Source organism: Haloferax massiliensis (assembly GCF_001368915.1).
Classification (GTDB): Archaea; Halobacteriota; Halobacteria; order Halobacteriales; family Haloferacaceae; genus Haloferax; species Haloferax massiliensis.
This window is the reverse complement of the sequence record NZ_CSTE01000002.1, coordinates 825,349-843,485: the sequence shown is the minus strand read 5'-3', so window position 1 is coordinate 843,485 and position 18,137 is coordinate 825,349. Positions and strand designations below refer to the sequence as shown.

Here is an 18,137-nt window from a genome sequence, read left to right as displayed (position 1 = left end):
CGGTGAGCGCCCGCGGCGCTCGGCTCTCCTCAGGTGATGTTCGTCCTCGACGCGGCGGGAACCGTGGTCCACGCGAGCGACGAGTTCGCGGCGCATCTCGGCGCGGACGCCGCGGCGCTCCGCGGACGGCCGTTCTCCGAGTTCGTCGCCGACGGAGACTGGCCGGAGGTTCGCGAGGCCGCGGCCGCCGTGCGAGCGGCGAGCGGGTGGGAGAGCCGGCGGTGTCGCTGTCGGCTCTCGGGGGGCGGCGGCTCCGGCCACCGAAGCCGAAGTCGAAATCGAGTTCGCCCCGTACCGCGGGGGCGACAGCGGTGGTGGGGACGACGGCAGTGGGGGCGACGGATGTCACGCCCCTGACCCCGACGCAGACCGGGTGGTCGGCGCGGTGCGCCGCGAGACCGCGGAACCGACGACCGCGCGACTGCACACCGAGCGCGACCGCTTCGACCACCTGTTCGACCTCATCGACGACGCCGTCATCGAGTTCGAAATCGTCGGCATCGAGCCGGTCGTGCGGGCGGTCAATCCGGGGTTCGAGACCGTCTTCGGCTACGACGCCAACGAGGTGCGCGGCGAGTCGCTCAACGACTTCATCGTCCCGCCGGACGCCGACGGCGAGGCGGTCGACTTCGACCAGCGGACGGCCGACGGGAAGGCCAACCACGCCATCGTCACCCGGCAGACCGCGTGGGGCAGACGGGAGTTCCTCTACCGCGGCATCCCCTACAGCCGCGGCGACGGGAGGCGGTACGGTTTTTCCATCTATTCGGACATCACCGGTCAGCGCCGGGCCAGAGAGCACCTGCAGGTGCTCCAGCGCGTCCTCAGACACAACCTCAGAAACGAGATGAACGTGGTTCTCGGCATGGCCGAGGAGATACGCGAGGCGACGGGCGACCCGCGCGTCGACCACGCCGCCGGGCGCATCGCCGACCACACGGAGACGCTCTTGCGGGTCAGCGAGAAGGCCCGAACCGCCGCCGCCGTCCTCGACGACCGACGACCCGACGAGGTGGTCGACGCGACCGCGACGGTCCGCGCCGTCGTCGAGTCGCGGCGGAACCGATACCCCGCGGCGATGTTCGACCTCGACCTCCCGCCGTCGCTGCCAGTCTCGGTCGGGCCGAAACTCGCGCAGGCGCTCGCCAACGTCGTGGAGAACGCGCTCGAACACACCTCCGAGGACGTGACGGTCCGCATCGACGCGGAGCGGCGCGAGAACGACGCCACGGTCCGCGTCAGCGACGACGGCGACGGCATCCCCGAAATCGAGTGGGCCGCCGTCTTCGGCGACGAGGACATCACGCAACTCAGCCACGGCTCCGGACTGGGGCTGTGGGTCGTCAAATGGGTCGTCGAGTCCGCGGGCGGGCGAGTCGACTACGACCGGCGCGACGGGTGGAGCACCGTCCGACTGACGCTCCCGCTGGCGGACGTGAGCCGGAACTGACTGTTCCGACCCCCCGCCAAAACGATTATTAGATGACACGAACGACGAGGATTCGTGCCCTCCATCGTTCCGTCGCCCGCGGAGGCGACGCTGTTTTTCGTTCCGGTCGTCGTCCTCGTCGCCACGTCGCTTTGGGTCTCGCAGAACGCCGCCGCCCGCGGCCACGGGTTCCCGAACCTCCTCGGGGCGCTCGTCGCCTTCGTTCCGGTCGGACTGGTCGCCTACCTGCTGTTTTTCGTCAGCGGGTCGTCGAGGCGGCGACCGCCGTCGAGGACCGAGCGCGCCGCGCTCGCCGTGATGCTCGCCGGTGTCGCTTCGTACGCCGGCGCGTTCACGCTCCCGCCCGACCCGTTCACGCAGGGGCGCTGGCTCATCGTCGCGTTCGTCGCACTCCTGCCGGTTGCGTACGTCGTCGTCTACCGGCGAGGCCACCGGGTCGTCACGGAACCGCTCCGACGGCAGGTTCGGCAGCGTCTCGGACGCCAGTAAGACGGAGGGGTCGCGTTCCGGGGACGGTTCCGTCACAACCCGACCGCGCCGATTCGGTGGCCGGTGGCGTGCCTTTTATACGCGGCGGGCGGGTACGTGAGTGTATGCCTCAGTGCGAGATGTGCGGCTCCGACCAAGCCTCTCTGAAGACTGTGAAGGTCGAAGGCGCAGAACTACAGCTGTGTGACGACTGCGCCGAGTTCGGCACGGAGGTCCGCACCGAGTCGACTTCCAGCGCGAGCACGAAGTACTCCACCTCCTCCTCGTCGGGCTCGGACTCCTCTCGCTCCTCGGGGTCGTCTTCCTCCTCCTCGTCGAAGCGGCGTCGCCGCGACATGTTCGACGACATGGACGAAATCGCGACCGACTACGACGACCGCATCCGGCAGGCGCGGGAGTCCCGCGGGCTGAGCCAAGAAGAGCTCGCCCAGTCGCTCAACGAGAAGGCGAGCCTCATCCGCAAGCTCGAACGCGGCGACATCATGCCGCCGGACTCCGTCCGGAAGAAGATCGAACGCAAGCTCGACATCTCGCTGGTCGAAGGCGAGAGCGACGACGACTCCGAGTGGTCCGGCGGCGGCTCCACGACGACCACCCTCGGCGACGTCGTCAAGCGCAAGGACTGACGCGAGTCGGCGACTAGTTCCGCCGACCCGTCGCGGGAACCGCACGGCCGAGTCCCCGCGGAGTTTATCACGATTTTCCGCCCGCGAGACGCCGTCTCGTGGCAATCGCGGCCCCGAAAACCAATTTATTAGTCTCGTCGGGCCCGACTTCGCTTGTGTTCATCCTAGTCAACCTCAAGGCGTACCCGTGTGACCCCATCGAAGTCGCCACCGCCGCGCGCGACGTGGCCGAGGAGTCCGGCGTCCGCATCGCCGTCTCCCCGCAGGCGGCCGACGTCTCCCGCGTCGCCGACACCGGCGTCGAGACGTGGGCCCAGCACGTCGACCCGAACGGCCACGGCAGCCACACCGGCAGCACCCTCGCCGAGGCCGTCGCCGAGGCCGGCGCGGTCGGCACGCTCATCAACCACTCCGAAAAGCGCCTGAAGCTCGCCGACATCGACGGCTCCGTACAGGCCGCCGAGCGAGCGGGCCTCGAAACCTGCGTCTGCGCCAACAACCCCGCCCAGATCGGCGCGGTCTCCGCGCTCGGTCCCGACTCGGTCGCCGTCGAGCCACCGGAGCTCATCGGCGGCGACGTCTCCGTCGCGACGGCCGACCCCGGCATCGTCACCGACGCCGTCGACGCCGCGGCCAACGTCGACGAGGACGTCGAAGTCTACTGCGGCGCTGGCATCTCGACCGGCGACGACGTGGTGACCGCCGAGGAACTCGGCGCGTCCGGCATCCTGCTGGCCTCCGGCGTCGCCAAGGCCGACGACCCGCGCGCGGCGCTCGAAGACCTCGTCTCCGGGCTGTAAGCGCGTCGAAAAAACACTCTGACTCCGGCCGACGGCCCGCGTCGCGTCTCGCGTCTACTCCCCGTCGGCCTCTTCTTCGACGAACGACGCCTCGATAGCCGCGACCGTCTCCCGGAGTTCGTCCTCGTCCAAGAGGTCCGCGTACTCGTCGCTCACGAGGTCGGGGAGCGCGTACTCGTACTTCCCGCGGCCGGCGTGCCGGATGAACCCCGCCCGTCGAAGCGACCGATTTCGCCCGTAGGCGAGGTGCTGGTCGCCGGTCTCGCCGGCGGCGACGTGGGCGGCGAGCGGGTCGGAGACGCCGCGCTCGCGGTAGTGCGCGAGCATCCCGTGGTGGGCGTCGCCCAGCGCGTCGACGATGGCCGTCATGCGGTCGACGACGTCCCGGCGGCTCTCCGCGCCCGGCGCGGGGTGGAGTTCCGCCGGCTCGAAGTCGCCCATCTCGGCGTCAGCCAGCCACGACTCGCCGTCGGTCGGCGCGGTCACTCCGCCCCCGTCGGCCGCGCCGTCGGCCGACGCCTCGCCGCCCTCAGAGAGCAGTCCGTGGGTCGGCCACGGCGGCCCGGAGGGCGCTTCGAGCGACCGCCGGGGTGGCGCGTCGTCCGCTTCTCCGGGGGTGGCATCGCCGCCTGCGGAGTCGGCGTCGGCCGCGGCGTCTGCCGCCTCACCCTCGGCACGCTCGTTGTACTCGCCGAGCGCGGCCTGCTTTTCGGTGGGGCGGTTGAGGTTGCGACCGTCGCCGCCGCGGTAGGGCGACTCGGCCTTCTGGAACATCGCCTGCGCGAACTGGTCGGCCATCCGCGAGAGGTCCCGCGCCTCCTCTAACTCGCGTTCGAGCTGTCGAATCCGCGCCTCTTTCTTGTCTATCTCCTGTCTGAGGTCGGCGATGCGGCTCTCCCGTCTCGCCTTCTCGTCGGAAATCTCCTTGAGGTCGGAGACGAGGTCGCCGTCGACGGACTTCAGGTCGGGGCGCTCGAAGTCGTCGAGCCCGGGGGTCGCGCCCGCGTCGAACGTCTGTTTCTTGTGGAACTGCACGCGCCGAATCGACTCGGACCAGTCGGTGACGAGAAAGCCCTCGCCGTTGCCCATGTCCTCGATGGCGTCGGCGTACTCCGACCCGAGGATGCGCCCGACGACCTTGGTGTCGTTGCGCCACGTGAGGCGGTGCCAGACGAGCCAGTCGCACTGGGTGATGAAGTCCTTTTTCACGTCGGCGGGGCGCTGGGAGATGCCGACGACGCCGAGGCCGTGTTTGCGCCCGCGCTTTCCGATTTTGATGAGCATCTTGCCCGCCTCGTCCATCCCGCCCTTCTCGGGGATGTACTCGTGGCACTCCTCGATGAGCATCAAAAACGGTTTCTTGAGCTTCTTCTCCTTCGCGAAGAGGTGTTTTGCGACCTCCGTCACCAGCTCGTCGGAGGCCGCGTCGTCGAGGTAGCCGGACACGTCGAGGATGATGGGTACGTTCTGTTCGAGCGCGAGCGTGGCGAGTCGCTCCGCGTGCTCGGGGCTCACCTGGATGTCGCACTCGTCGTCGGCCCCGGCGTGGAGCAGTTCGAACTCCTGTTTGAGGCCGTAGTACTCGCCGTCGGTGTCGACGATGAGCACCGGGAAGTTCGCCGACAGCAGGTTCTCGATGATGACCGACGCCGTGTTCGACTTGCCCGACCCGGACTTGCCGGTGACGAACCCCCGACCGGTGAGGATGTCGACCACCGGCAGGTCGACTCTCGTCCCCGGTTCTTCGGTTCCCTCTCCCCCTGGTCCGTCGCTGATCTCGGCGACCGAGATGGTTTCCGTGTCCGAATCCGTCATCCGAGTTGGTGGACTCCCTCGGAGGCCATAGTTCCTCCCCCTCGCCCCGCCGGTCTCGCGGGGTCAGTCGAACTCGACGAGCGACGACTGGCCGCCGCGCGAGGTGGTCTCGCGGCCGGCCGGTGGCTCGTCGTCATCGGTGTCGCGGCCGGTGTCGTCGTCGTGCCGGTCGTCGCCGACGCGGTCGTCAGAGCCGCCGTCGCCGTCCGCACCAGCGGACTCCCAACCGTCGAGGCTCGACTGGTCGGCGTCCGCGAAGGAGAGCTTCGAGACGCGGACGCCGAGTTTTCTGACGATCGTCTCGGCGAACTCGGCGTCGAGCAGGTCGAGCGCGACCGACTCGACCAGCTCGGGGTCGTCGACGGGGCCGGAAAGCGACGTGGCCCGGGTGTTGATATCGAACGGCGGGACGACCACCTTGATGCCGATGGTTCGGTACATCGCCCCGCGGGAGCGCGCGCGGTCGGCCACGTCGGCCGCGAGCGCGCGGACGACCTCCCGCTTGTCCTCGATGTCGGCCGTCGGCTCGGTGAACGCCGACTCCCGAGAGAGGCTCTTGGGCCGGCCCGTCGGCGTGACCGTCCGGTCGTCGTAGCCGCGGGCCCGGTCGTGGAGTTCGCGGCCGCGGGAGCCGAACTCGGCTTCGAGGGCCGAGGCGTCGGCCTCGGCGAGGTCGCCCGCCGTCTCGATGCCGAGCGAGCCGAGTTTCCGGGCCGTCACGGGACCGACGCCGTGGACCTCCTCGACCGGGATGGGCGCGAGGAACGACCGCACCTCGCCGGGGCGGACGACGACCAGCCCGTCGGGTTTGTCGAAGTCGGAGGCGATCTTCGCGGTCGACATGTTCGGCGCGACGCCGATGGAGGCCGCGACGCCGACCTCGCGGGCGATGCGCTGTTTCACGTAGCGGGCGAAGCCCTCCGCCAGCGTCCGGTCGCCCGAGGCCGCGAGGTCCCACGCGGTCCGGTCCGTCACGTCGAGGTAGGCCTCGTCGATGCTCACCTCGCGGACCACGTCGGCGCAGTCGTGGAGAATCGCCTTCACGTCGGCGGCGACGCGCTTGTAGAAGTCGAGGTCGACGGTGCGGTAGTGGCCCGCCGCCGCGGGGTCGTCGTCGGGGGCGAGGTCGTCGATTCGCGGGAGGCGTTCGAGCGCGGTCGAAATCGGCTGGGCGCTCTCGACGCCGAACTCGCGGGCCTCGTAGCTCGCCGTCGCGACCGCGCCGTGACCCTCGCCGGATTCGTAGCCCATGCCGACGACGACCGGCTCGCCTTCGAGTTCGGGCTCGCGCAGGCGCTCGCAGGCGGCGTAAAAGCAGTCCATGTCCACGTGAAGGACGATGCTGTCGGGACCGTCGTCGTCGGCCGTGCCCGGCAGCGTCTCCTCCGCCATAGTCGAGGGGACGGGCGCGACGCACCTGAAGCTTCAGATAGCGCGGCGAAAGTGAACGGACGAGGAAGGACGCGGCGGGTCGGTCGCGGTCGCAGTCGGTCGCGTTACTTCAGTCGCTCCTGCAGGAACGAGGGGTGTGCGGCCGTGACGCCGTCGATAGACAGAATCTCGTCGGAGATGACGTCGCCGAGGGAGTCGCCGTCGACGGCGCGGACCTCGGCCATCAGCATGTGGTCGCCGGAGGACGTGTACAGCGCCTCCACCGAGTCGAGTTCCTTGAGGATGCGCGTGACCTCGACGTAGCGCTCGCTCGTCGCGTCGATGCCGACCATGGCGATGGACTGCCCGGCGAGTTTCTTCGGGTCGACGTCGGCGGAGTAGCCGATGATGACGCCGTCGTCTTCGAGTTTGCGGATGTATTTCCGGACCGTCGGCTTCGACACGCCCGCCCTGTCCGCGATCTGGGCGTACGACGCTTTCGCGTCTTCCTCCAAGACCGCGAGGATGCGTCCCTCCGTGGACGTGGTTTCCATGCCCGTTGGTTTTCTCACGGGTAAAAAATATCTTGCGAATCCGAAAAGGGTTCTCGGTCACATCGAACCGGCGCGGTCGCCGGCCGGAAACCGAACGCCGCCGACGACGTCGGCGACGTTACTTGTGCTTGTCGAGGAAGTTGTCGAACGTCCGCTCCCACTCGTAGGAGTCGTCGAAGTAGCGCTCCGCGAGCGGCTCTTCGGGCATCTCGCCGATGCGCTGTTTCTCCTGCTGGTAGGACGGGCGGTCTTCGTCGACGTAGTACCGGCCGGTGAGGACGGTGCCCTCGTGGAGGGCGTTCTCCGTCTCGAACATCATCTCGGAGGCCTCCGAGCGGTTCGTCTTGTCGAACTCGTAGTCGTCGGAGTCGTTGATGTCGATGTACGGGACGTACTGACGGGCGTCCTTGTTCCACGTCGGACACTGCGTGAGGAAGTCGACGTGGGAGAAGCCGTCGTGCTGGATGGCTTCCACGATGATGTCCTTCGCCTGGTTCGGGTTGACGGCGGCCGTCCGCGCGACGTACGACGCCCCGGCGTTCAGGGACATCGAGAGCGGACGCAGCGGCGTCTTGGCCGAGCCGTGAGGCTGGGTCTTCGACTTGTGACCCATCGGCGACGTGGGCGAGGTCTGGCCCTTCGTGAGGCCGAAGATCTCGTTGTTGAACACGATGTAGGTGATGTCGTGGTTCTCACGGGCGGTGTGCATGAAGTGGTTGCCACCGATGCCGTAGCCGTCGCCGTCGCCGCCGGCGGCGACCACGGTCAGCCCGGGGTTCGCCAGCTTCGCGGCGCGGGCGATGGGCAGCGAGCGACCGTGGATGGTGTGGAAGCCGTAGCTGTTGAAGTAGCTGTTGAGCTTGCCGGAACAGCCGATACCGGTCGTCACCATCATCTCGTCGGGCGAGAGGCCGAGTTCGGCCGCCGCGCCCTTGAGCGCCTTGAGGACACCGAAGTCACCGCAGCCCGGACACCACGTCGGCTGGGGTTCGAGTCCGGGGGTGAACTCGTTTTGGTCCTGCTCCGTTTCTTCACCGATTGCGCTGAATGCACTCATGATTTATTCACCCACCTTGGGGACGAACTTCGTGCGGTTGTCTGGGAGCTCCTCGCCTTCGAGGAGCGCCGTCTCGAAGCCCTCGACGATGTCGGCGGGCTCGAACGGGTTGCCGTTGTACTTGAGGAGACTCGACATCTGGTCGCCGTAGCCGCCGAGTTCCTTGGAGATGAGTCCGCGGAACTGGGCGGAGGCGGTCATCTCGATGACGAGCGCCTCGTCGACGCTGTCGAGGAACTCCGCGACCTGCTGTTTCGGGAACGGCATCATCTCGGAGACGCCGAGGACCTTGACCGAGTGGCCCTTCTCGTTGAGGACGTCGGCGGCCTCTTCGACGGTGCCCTGCTGGCTGCCGAAGGTGATGAGACCGAGGTCGGCGTCTTCGTCGCCGTAGACCGTGTTGAACTCGCCGTCGGCGTCGAGTTCGGCGCGGATGTTGTCGACCTTCTGCATGCGGCGGTTCATCTGCGCGACGCGGTTCTCGGGGGACTCCGAGATGTGACCCGCGGGCATGTGCTCGTTACCCGTCGCGAGGTAGCGACCGCCCTTCTGGCCCGGCAGCGAACGCGGCGAGACGCCGTTTTCGGTGTCGTGCTGGAAGCGCTGGTACTTGCCGGAGTCGTCGTGCGGCGCGTCTTCGAGTTCCGCTTCCGTCAGGACCGAGCCGAGGTCGGCGTTCGGCTCCTCGTCGAAGACCGACGCCGGGACGTTCGAGAGTTCGCCCCCGAGCTTCTGGTCGTAGAGGACGATGGACGGAATCTGGTACTCGTAGGCGATCTGGAACGCCTTGCGCGTCTGGTAGTACGCCTCGGCGGCGTTACCGGGCGCGAAGACGATGCGGTGGGAGTCGCCCTGCGAGGTGTACAGAACGTGTTCGAGGTCGGACTGCTCGGGCTTCGTCGGCATCCCCGTCGAGGGGCCGGCGCGCATGGCCTCGACGAGCACCAGCGGCGTCTCGGTGATCTCGGCGAGCCCGAGCGGCTCGGACATGAGCGAGAAACCGCCACCGGACGAGCCGGACATCGCCTTGACGCCCGCGTGGGAGGCACCGATTGCCAGCGCGGCCGCGGCGATTTCGTCCTCCACCTGCTCGGAGATGCCGCCGAGTTCGGGGAGGTTCTGGGTCATGATGGTGAAGACTTCCGTCCACGGGGTCATCGGGTAACCCGCGATGAAGCGGCAGCCCTCGTCGATGGCGCCGTACGCGATGGCGTCGGAGCCGGAGAGGAGCACCTGCTCTTCGTCGTGTTCGCCGGTCGGCGCGGACACGTCGGGAGCCTCGACGTCGTACTCCTCTTGGACCATCTCGTAGGCGTCGTCGAAGACGGTCAGGTTCGGTTCGAGAATCTTGTCCGGCATCGCGTCCGACATCAGGCTCTTGATGACGTCGGGTTCGATGTCGGCGATGGCGCACGTGACGGCGACACCGGCGGTGTTGCGCATGACCTCGCGACCGTGTTCGCGGGCGATGGTACGCAGGTCGATGTCGTAGACGTGCCAGTCGTTCTCCTCGACGCGCTCGTCGAAGTCCTCGATTTCGGAGGCGTCGAGCAGACCGGAGTCGTAGACGATGACGCCGCCTTCGTTGAGTTCGTCGAGGTTCTCCGACAGCGGCTTGATCTCCTCGTTGCCGTAGTAGGCACCCTCGCTCGGGTTGCGGGCGAAGGAGTCACCGAGCGCGAGGAGGAAGTTGTACCCGTCGCCGCGGGACTTGACGGGGTCTGCGCTCACGCGCACTTCGGTGTACGTGTGGCCGCCGCGGATGCGCGATGGATAGTGGCGATGCGTGAAAACGTGTAGCCCCGCTCGCATCAGGGCTTTGGCGAAGTTCTGGCTCGTCGAGGCGATACCGTCACCGGAACCCCCTGCGATCCGCCAGATAAGTTCGTGGTCAGTCATATGTTGAGCTCACGGCCCCGCTGGGGCGCTACCTGAAAAGTTGGGGAGGGTCCGATTAAAGACTTTGCTATGGATTAACAAGGAAAGATAATGAAGGACTTAATATTGTTAAACTGACTCACCGTCCCACCATCGAAAGTGGACGAACGGGCTATCACGCTCGCCGAATAGCGCGAACGATAACGCGGAATCGCGTTCGCTACTCGTTGTCCGGACTCGACGGGTGGTACGGAGTGTCGTACTCGCCGGCGCGTCCGTCGAGGCGGTCGGGGTTGATGCGTCCGCCGAGGAGCATGAAGTCGAGGATGGTCACGTAGAGCATCGCCTCGACGACCGGGACGCCGCGGGGCGGGAGCACGGGGTCGTGTCGGCCGACGACCTGAATCTCCTTTTCCTCGCCGGTCTCCCAGTCCACGGTCCGCTGTTTCTTCGGGATGGACGTGGGCGCGTGGAGCGTCAGTTCGCCGTACACCGGTTCGCCGGTCGTGATGCCGCCCTGGATGCCGCCGTGTTTGTTGCCGACGGGTCGGGGGTCGCCGTGCGCTCGCGGTTCGTCACCGCTCGCGTCTTCCGAGTCGCTTTGCGACTCGCTCTCGTCAAATTCCCAGTTCTCGTTGCGGTCGTGGCCGGTCCACTCGCGGGCCTCGCGGCCGAGACCGAACTCGAACGCCGTCGCCGCCGGAACCGACATGAGCGCCTGTCCGAGTCGCGCCGAAATCGAATCGAACCGCGGCGCGCCGAGGCCGCGCGGGACGCCCTGCGCCTCGAAGTAAATCGAGCCGCCGATGGAGTCGCCTTCCTTCTGGTACTCCTCGATGAGCTCCTGCATCTCGGCGGCCGTCTCGGGGTGCGCACACCGAACGTCGTTTTCCTCCGTGTGCTCGCGCAGGTCCTCGAACGAGACCTCCGGCGCTTCCACGTCGCCGATCTGGTTCACGTGCGCCTTGATTTCGATGTCGTAGTCGCTCTGCTCGATGACCTGTTTCGCCACCGCGCCGGCGGCGACCCAGTTCACCGTCTCGCGCGCGGAGGAGCGACCGCCGCCGCCCCAGTTGCGCGTGCCGAACTTCGCCGAGTACGTGAAGTCGCCGTGGGAGGGCCGCGGCGCGGTCACGTACGGCTCGTACTTGCCCGAGCGGGCGTCCTTGTTCTGGACGACCATCCCGATGGGCGTGCCCGTCGTGTAGCCGTCCTGCACGCCGGAGTTGACGACGACGGCGTCCGGCTCGCCGCGGCTCGTCGTAATCATCGATTGGCCCGGTTTGCGTCGGTCCAGTTCGTGCTGTACGTCCTCGACCGATAGCTCCACGCCGGCGGGACAGCCGGACACCGTGACGCCCATCGCGTCGCCGTGGCTCTCGCCGTAGGTGGTCATCCGAAAGAGACGACCGAATTCGTTGCCGTTCATTACCCGCCCCTCGGGTGGCCGCCCATTTAGTGTTTGTAGAAAGCCGCAATCGTGGGAGGGGGTCCCGCGACCCCACGTTCATGGTCGACGCCGACGAATCGGGCGTATGGCATCGACGCCCTCCACCGGCCCCGACCGCGACCGCGGGTCCGCCCCCGACCGCGGCCCCGCCTCCGCCTCCACCTCCGCTTCCGGCCTCCGCGACCGCTTCGAAGCGGCGTTCTGGGAGCGCCACGCCAACCCGTGGAGCGCCGGCACGCGCATCCTCGTCTACCCGGTGTTGATGTACGCCGTCTACCGGCGGGACCGCCGGCTCTTCCTCGCCGCCCTCGCGTTCACCGCGGTCAACCCGGTGTTGTTCCCGCGGCCCGCGCGCACGGACAACTACCTCAGCCGAATCGTCCTCGCCGAGCGCGAGTGGCTCGACGCCGAGCGGGGGACGATGGGGTTGGACTACCCGAACGTGCTCAACGTGCTCAACGTCCCCGTCACGCTCTACGCCTTCGCCTCGGCCATACGGCGTAGGCCGGTCGGAACGCTCCTCGGCACGCTCGGCGTGATGGTCCTCAAGCTCTGGTGGGTCGACGCCGTCGTGCGGGAGACGGGCGTGACGGGCCGCGGCCCCGACTCCGACTCAGCGGAGTGAGTCCAGCGTCGCCGTGGCGAGCGGAATCAGCATCTCGTCGGGGTGGAGGCCGCCGTGCATGGCGACGAAGCCGAGGTTCCCCGGCTCCTCGTCGCCGTACCAGACGCCGAGGTCGCGGTGGACGACCACGAGGTCGCCGAGTCGCCGCTCGAACGTCGGCGAGGGGTCGGGACCGAACAGTTCCCGCTCCAGCACCTCCCGTTTCCGGAACACCCGCGCGTCCAACTCGGTCGTGAGCAGGTCGTAGACGGGGTCGATTCGGTCGTCCTTCAGGTGGAGGTGGACGTTCCGCGGACTCCCCGAGAACCGAATCGGCGTCCCGTCCGTGAGCGTCCGCAGGTCCGAGACGAGGTCGAACGGCGGTTCCGAGAGGTCGGGGTTGCGCTCGGGGTCGGTGTCGACGAGGCCGTGGTCGGCGGTGACGCAGACGAGCGTCTCGCCCGCGTCTCCGTCGGCCGTCTCGGCGAGCGTCGCTATCGCGTCTTCCACGCGGGCGAACGTCTCGGCGACCGTCTCGCGGTACGCCTCGGAGTCGACGCCCTCGGGGTGCGCCACGGCGTCGGTCTGCGGGAGGTACGCGAAGACGTACGACGGGTCCGCGGCCTCCTCGGCGGCCTCGGCGAAGGCGTCCGAGAACGTCGAGAGGTCCTCGGGGTCGTAGGTGTGCGGGACCGTCTCCTCGGAGGGGAACGGCGTCACGTGGTGCGTCTCGACGCCCGCGGCGGCGAGGTCGGGATAGACGCTCTCGCAGTCGGCCACGTCGGCGCGGTCGATTCGCTCCGGTTCGGTGCCGTCCTTCCGAAGGAATGGCAACGCCTCGAACAGCTCGTCGGCGTCGGGGTCGTAGACGTTCCAGCCGACGACGCCGTGTTCGGCCGGGAGCGCCCCGGAGTGAAACGTGTTCAACGCGGCGGCCGTCTCCGACGGGAAAACTGTGGTGAGCGGCGTGACCCGGCCCGCGCGCTCGAACTCGCGGAGGAAGGGAATCCGGTCGCGCTCGCCGTCCCACTGGGCGAGGCCGAAGCCGTCGACGAGGAAGACGACCACCCGCGACACGTCGTCGTAGCCCGCGGTCGCTTCGGCGGGGAGTCGCGGCCCGGCGTCCGCGCCGAGCAGGTCGGCGACGGTCCCCGGTACCCGCGAGAAACACCAGTCGTCGTACGCCGGCAGGAGGTAGTCACCGTCCGACTGTCGCTCGCGGAGCGCCTGCGCGTCGGCGTCGAACATACCACGGTCGGCGTGCGGGCGCGCGAAAAAAGTTCCGTCCGGGCGGGTCGCTGTGGGGTCGCGCCCTCAGCGCTCGGTCATCTCGGCACCGAGGTCGCGCATCGCCTCGAAGAAGTTCGGGAACGACACGTCGACGTGCTCGCTGCCCGCAATCGTCGTCTCGCCCTCGGCGACGAGGCCGGCGACCGCGAGCGACATGACGATTCGGTGGTCGCCGCGGCCGTCGACCGCCGCGCCGACGAGGTCGGTCTCGCCGCCGTGAATCGTGAGGCGGTCCTGTTGCTCGGTGACGTTCGCGCCCATCTCCGCGAGTTCCTCCGCCATCGCGCTCACGCGGTCGGTCTCCTTGAAGCGGACGTGCTCGCAGTTCTCGATGACCGTGTCGCCGTCGGCGATAGCGCCGAGGACCGCGATGGTCGGCAGCAGGTCGGGCGTGTCGCCCACGTCCACGGTCGTGCCGGTGAGGTCGGCCGCGGAGACGGTGAGTTCGCCCGCGCCCTCGTCCCAGTCGACTCTCGCACCCATGTCGCGGACGATATCGACGATGGCGCTGTCGCCCTGCGCGGACGGCCGCGCGCCCTCGATGACGACGTCCTCGCCCTCCGCGCCGGCGACCGCGCCGGCCGCGAGCAGGTACGAGATAGACGAGAAGTCGCCGGGGACGCTGTACGCGCCGCCCTCGGGGGCGTACGACTGGCCGCCGGGGACCGAGAAACCGGCGTCGGTTCGGCTCGCTTCCACGCCGAAGTCGGCGAGGAGTTCGAGCGTGATATCGACGTACGGCGAGGACTTGAGTTCCGTCGTGAGTTCGATGTCGATTCCCTCTTCGGTGACCGCGCCGGCCATGAGGAGCGCGGTGATGAACTGCGAGGACACGTCGCCGGGAATCTCGATGGTGCCGCCGGTCATGCCGTCGCCGACGACGAGCGGGGCCTGTCCGTTTCGGCGCGTGCTCTCGGCGCGGCCGTCGAGGTCGAAGACGGCGTCGAGAAGCGGGCCGTGGGGGCGCGACCGGAGCGACGCGTCGCCCGTGAGGACCGTCAGGCCGTCGCCGAGCGCGGCACAGCCGGTGACGAGGCGCATCGTCGTTCCCGAGTTCTCGCAGTTGACCACGTCGTCGGGCGTGCCCGGTCGGCCGCCGAAGCCGGCGACCTCGACCGTCTGTCCGTCGCGGTCGACCGACCCGCCGAAGGCCTCGACCGCGCGCATGGTCGCCTTGGTGTCGGCGCTGACGAGCGCGTCGCGGACGACAGCCTCGTCGCTGTAGCCCGCGGCGAGGACGGCTCTGTGGGTGTAACTCTTCGACGGCGGCGCTCGGGTGCGTCCGGCGACCCGAGACGGGGAGACGTGGGCGTCCATACGCGAGGGGTCGGCAGGGTCCGGTATCAGGGTACCGGACGCGGCGACGTTCTCCCGGGCGACGACGGCACCGCGGTCGCTCGATTTCGTGTTTGCCAACAAACATATATCGCGTGGGAGCGTATCGTACGGCCGGCGGCGAACCGCCGCAACCGCGGACGAGTCGCGCCGGGATTGCGGCACTCAGTCACCGCTCACGGCGAGTTCCGGCGGTCCATCCGCGGCGCGTCTCCCGCCCGAAGAGGAGCGTCGCGGTGCCGATACCGGAACCCGCCGACCGCGACGCGAGGGCTTTACTACCGGCCGGGCGAACTCCGGCGTATGGAACCCGATTTCTCACCGCTGGCCGAGTTCCTCGGCGACGAGTTCGACGGCTATCTCATCTCGGCCGACGGCGGCGACTCCAACCAGCTGTACCTCTCCGGGTTCGACGCGCCGGACCCGTACGTGACGCTCTACACGCCCGAGGGAATCCACCTCCTCGTCTCGACGCTGGAGTTCGGGCGCGCCAAGAAGGAGAGCCGCGCGGACACCGTCTCGCGGCTCTCCGACTACGACTACCGCGACAAGCACGCCGAACACGGCGCGGTCGTCGGGAAGGCCAAGACGGTCGCGGCGTTCCTCGCCGACCACGAGGTCGACTCGCTGGCGGTCCCCGCGGACTTCCCGCTCGGCACCGCCGACGGCCTGCGCGACGAGGGCGTCGCGGTCGAGGCCGAGACCGACGACGTGCTCACGAACATCCGCGCGGTGAAGACCGACGAGGAAGTCGAGCACGTCCACGCCGCCCAAGACGCCAACGAGGCCGCGATGCGCGCCGCCGAGGGCCTCATCCGCGACGCCGACGTGGCCGACGACGGCACGCTCACCCACGAGGGCGACCCCCTGACGAGCGAGCGCGTCAGGGAGGAAATCGAGGTGACGCTCCTGCGACACGGCTGCGCCCTCGACGAGACCATCGTCGCCTGCGGGGCCGACGCCGCCGACCCCCACGACCGCGGGAGCGGCCCGCTCCGCGCCGACGAGCCCGTCATCATCGACATCTTCCCGCGCGACAAGGAGACGAAGTACAACGGCGACATGACCCGGACGTTCGTGAAAGGCGAGCCGTCGCCCGAAATCCGCGAGTGGTTCGACCTCACCGAGGAGGCGTTCGAGGCCGCCCTCGACGCCGTCGAACCCGGCGCGACCGGAGCCGACGTCCACGACGCCGTCTGCGACGTGTACGAAGCGGCCGGCGAGAACACGCTCCGCGCGGACCCCTCGGCGGAGACCGGCTTCATCCACAGCACCGGCCACGGCGTCGGTCTGGACGTGCACGAACTGCCCTCGCTGAGTCCGAGCGGCGAGGAGCTTCGCCCCGGCCACGTCATCACCATCGAACCGGGCCTGTACGACCCCGACGTCGGCGGCGTCAGAATCGAAGACCTCGTGGTCGTCACCGAGGACGGCTACGAGAACCTGACGGAGTACCCGGTCGAACTCGTCGTCGAGTAGCCGGCGCGGCGGACGCGAAATCGCGGTCGGCGCGGAAAATCAGCTGTCGAGAGCGTTGTCGCCCGTCGGACTGCCGACGGCCGACGCGTCGGTCCATCCGGAGTTGGCCTCGCGCCACTGTTTCAGTAGGTCTTCCAGCGCGTCGCCCGTCTCGGGCGTGAGCACGCCCGCGGCCTGCCGGACGACCGTCCCGTCTTCGATGAGAAGCGCGTAGATGTTGCCCTCGCCGAGCAGTCCGAGGCGGCGCTGGAGCGCGGTCTTGTCCACCCGCGCGACGAGCGCGTTGTCGTGGGGTCGGCTCCGGGCCGCCTCCGGAGACATCCCGCCGCCGGCCATCGGCGGCATCATCCCGCTTCGCCCGCCGAGGACGAGCAGTTCGTAGTACCCGAAATGGCCGTACGTCTCGCATAGCTCCTTCGCGAACCCGCGCCACGACCCGACCAGCGACTGCTGGCGGCGGTCGAAGCTGATGAGCACGAGCGTCTGTTCGCCCTCCAAGTCGTCGGGAAGGACGACCTTCTGACCGCTCGTGTCTCGTGTCGGGAGGCGAGGGAACTCCATGCGCTATGCGATTCCCCACCGGTAGATAAGTCTAATTGCCGATTCGGTAAAACATCGCGTCGGAGAGGCTGTTTCCACAGTATCGACGACACGTGAACTCATCGTGCGTGTTATCGAGTTCACGCGGTATAAACGTCTGCCTCCGAGTCTCAGCGCCGATAACCGGGGCGCGTCATCGCTCGTAGTCGGGGTCGAACAGCCGGGCCGACATCGGGCCGGGGTCGCTCCCCTCGACGACGGCGTACGAAGAGAAGTCGTCGACGCCCGCCTCGGACAGCAGTTCCTCGTCGTAGAACGCGTTGCCGGTGCAGTCGGTCGGGTCGCGCGAGAACAGTTCGGCGACGGCGTCGCACATTATCTGCGGGGTGCGCCAGTCCTCGGGCGTGCCCATCCCGAAGTGTCGCGTCGCCTCGGACTCGATGGCGGCGACCGGCCACAGCGCGTTCACGCCGATGTCGTCGGCGGCGAGTTCGCCCGCCAGCGACTGCGCGATGAACGTCATGCCGTACTTCGAGAGCGCGTAGGCCACTTTGCCCGGCGCGGGGCGGGCGGGCATCGGCGGGGAGAAGGTGACGACGTGGGCGCGGTCGCTCTCGCGGAGGTGCGGGAGCGCGGCGTGCGTGGTCGCGTAGGCCCCGCGGGCGTTCACGTCCATGAGGAGGTCGAACCGCTTCGGCGGCGTGTCCTCGAAGCCGGCGATGTGAATCGCGCCCGCGTTGTTGACGACGAAGTCGATGCCGCCGAAGGCGTCGACCGTCTCGTCGATGGCCGTCCGCACCGAGTCGTCGTCGCGCACGTCGAGTTGACACCAGATGGAGTTCCCGCCACGCTCGCGTATCTCCTCCGTCGTCTCGACGATGGTTCCGGGGAGGTCCTCGCGCCCGTCGACGGTCTTGCCCGTCGAGACGACGTTTACGCCTCGGTCGGCGAGATCGAGCGCGATGGCCTTCCCGATGCCGCGACTGGTTCCCGTGATGAAGGCCGTCCGACCCTCGAAATCCACATCATCGAATGCCATGGTTTCCTATCGGCTAACGACCACTTGACGGTTCGGACACCGGGTGTCCGTTGAACGGGGTTTGCGGGTCGGGCGCGGACGGCCGTCTCGCCACACCCGCCGCCACCGATTCCCTTTTGCCCGCCGCACCTCCACACCCGTACCGATGGACGTGCTCATCGTCGGCGCGGGCGCAATGGGACGCTGGTTCGGCCGCACCGTCGACGCCGACCTCGCGTTCGCCGACGCGGCCCCCGAGAAAGCGGTCGCCACAGCGGACGCGCTGGGCGGCCGGGCGGTCCCGCTGGACGGCGACGAGCGGTTCGACGTGGTCTGTCTCGCGGTCCCGATGCGCCTCGCCGCCGACGCCGTCGCCGACAA

General features: G+C 68.5%; 15 protein-coding genes and 2 pseudogenes. 7 read left to right on the top strand and 10 right to left on the bottom strand.

Translation table 11 applies throughout. The annotated features are described in order from the left end of the window. Window positions 1–36 precede the first annotated feature (36 nt). From BN996_RS08285 to tpiA, 4 genes and pseudogenes are all read left to right on the top strand, one after another. A pseudogene (locus tag BN996_RS08285) lies at window positions 37–1,450 on the top strand (ATP-binding protein). Between the two features lie 54 nt (window positions 1,451–1,504). Next, entirely contained in the window at window positions 1,505–1,939 is a 435-nt protein-coding gene (locus BN996_RS08280; protein ID WP_089778186.1) for a hypothetical protein, read from the top strand. A gap of 104 nt (window positions 1,940–2,043) precedes the next feature. After that, window positions 2,044–2,565, top strand: a complete 522-nt coding sequence (locus tag BN996_RS08275) for a multiprotein bridging factor aMBF1 (protein ID WP_089778184.1) — start codon at window positions 2,044–2,046, stop codon at window positions 2,563–2,565. Window positions 2,566–2,720: 155 nt separating this feature from the next. Beyond that, entirely contained in the window at window positions 2,721–3,365 is a 645-nt protein-coding gene (tpiA, locus tag BN996_RS08270; protein WP_089778182.1) for a triose-phosphate isomerase, read from the top strand. A gap of 54 nt (window positions 3,366–3,419) precedes the next feature. Here the strand turns inward: tpiA and BN996_RS08265 are convergent, their stop codons facing one another. The 6 genes from BN996_RS08265 to aroC all read right to left on the bottom strand — a co-directional run bounded on the left by BN996_RS08265 (window position 3,420) and on the right by aroC (window position 11,469). Next, window positions 3,420–5,180, bottom strand: a complete 1,761-nt coding sequence (locus BN996_RS08265) for an ATP-binding protein (RefSeq protein WP_089778180.1) — start codon at window positions 5,178–5,180, stop codon at window positions 3,420–3,422. Between the two features lie 63 nt (window positions 5,181–5,243). After that, window positions 5,244–6,572, bottom strand: coding sequence for a DNA polymerase IV (dinB, locus tag BN996_RS08260; protein ID WP_089778179.1), 1,329 nt, complete (start codon window positions 6,570–6,572; stop codon window positions 5,244–5,246). A 104-nt stretch (window positions 6,573–6,676) separates the two neighbouring features. Next, entirely contained in the window at window positions 6,677–7,105 is a 429-nt protein-coding gene (gene lrpA1, locus BN996_RS08255; protein ID WP_089778177.1) for an HTH-type transcriptional regulator LrpA1, read from the bottom strand. A 118-nt stretch (window positions 7,106–7,223) separates the two neighbouring features. After that, window positions 7,224–8,162 (bottom strand): thiamine pyrophosphate-dependent enzyme, encoded by a 939-nt coding sequence (locus BN996_RS08250; RefSeq protein WP_089778175.1) that lies wholly within the window; start codon window positions 8,160–8,162, stop codon window positions 7,224–7,226. 3 nt (window positions 8,163–8,165) lie between these two features. Beyond that, on the bottom strand, window positions 8,166–10,061 hold the full coding sequence (locus BN996_RS08245) for a 2-oxoacid:acceptor oxidoreductase subunit alpha (RefSeq protein ID WP_089778174.1): 1,896 nt from the start codon (window positions 10,059–10,061) through the stop codon (window positions 8,166–8,168). Window positions 10,062–10,260: 199 nt separating this feature from the next. Then, complete coding sequence (aroC, locus tag BN996_RS08240) at window positions 10,261–11,469, bottom strand: chorismate synthase (protein WP_089778171.1); 1,209 nt, start codon at window positions 11,467–11,469, stop codon at window positions 10,261–10,263. A gap of 106 nt (window positions 11,470–11,575) precedes the next feature. On the opposite strand from aroC, the gene BN996_RS08235 reads away from it, so the two are divergent. Continuing rightward, complete coding sequence (locus BN996_RS08235) at window positions 11,576–12,115, top strand: DUF6653 family protein (protein ID WP_089778169.1); 540 nt, start codon at window positions 11,576–11,578, stop codon at window positions 12,113–12,115. On the opposite strand, the gene BN996_RS08230 is transcribed toward BN996_RS08235, so the two are convergent. Together BN996_RS08230 and aroA are read right to left on the bottom strand one after the other, a co-directional pair. Beyond that, a complete protein-coding gene (locus BN996_RS08230) occupies window positions 12,104–13,342 on the bottom strand; it encodes an alkaline phosphatase family protein (protein WP_089778167.1) in 1,239 nt (412 codons plus the stop codon). The two genes, BN996_RS08235 and BN996_RS08230, sit on opposite strands and share 12 nt — an antisense overlap. 66 nt (window positions 13,343–13,408) lie before the next feature. Further along, entirely contained in the window at window positions 13,409–14,701 is a 1,293-nt protein-coding gene (aroA, locus tag BN996_RS08225) for a 3-phosphoshikimate 1-carboxyvinyltransferase (protein WP_089779884.1), read from the bottom strand. Between the two features lie 321 nt (window positions 14,702–15,022). Between aroA and BN996_RS08220 the strand changes: the two genes are divergently transcribed. Further along, window positions 15,023–16,198: a M24 family metallopeptidase gene (locus BN996_RS08220; RefSeq protein WP_089778165.1), complete on the top strand. Its 1,176-nt coding sequence runs from the start codon at window positions 15,023–15,025 to the stop codon at window positions 16,196–16,198. Between the two features lie 39 nt (window positions 16,199–16,237). On the opposite strand, the gene BN996_RS08215 is transcribed toward BN996_RS08220, so the two are convergent. Both BN996_RS08215 and BN996_RS08210 read right to left on the bottom strand, forming a co-directional pair. Then, complete coding sequence (locus tag BN996_RS08215; RefSeq protein ID WP_089778163.1) at window positions 16,238–16,759, bottom strand: hypothetical protein; 522 nt, start codon at window positions 16,757–16,759, stop codon at window positions 16,238–16,240. A gap of 172 nt (window positions 16,760–16,931) precedes the next feature. Beyond that, entirely contained in the window at window positions 16,932–17,777 is an 846-nt protein-coding gene (locus tag BN996_RS08210; protein WP_089778161.1) for an SDR family oxidoreductase, read from the bottom strand. 145 nt (window positions 17,778–17,922) lie between these two features. On the opposite strand from BN996_RS08210, the pseudogene BN996_RS08205 reads away from it, so the two are divergent. Beyond that, window positions 17,923–18,137: pseudogene (locus BN996_RS08205) on the top strand (prephenate dehydrogenase); the annotation flags it as partial.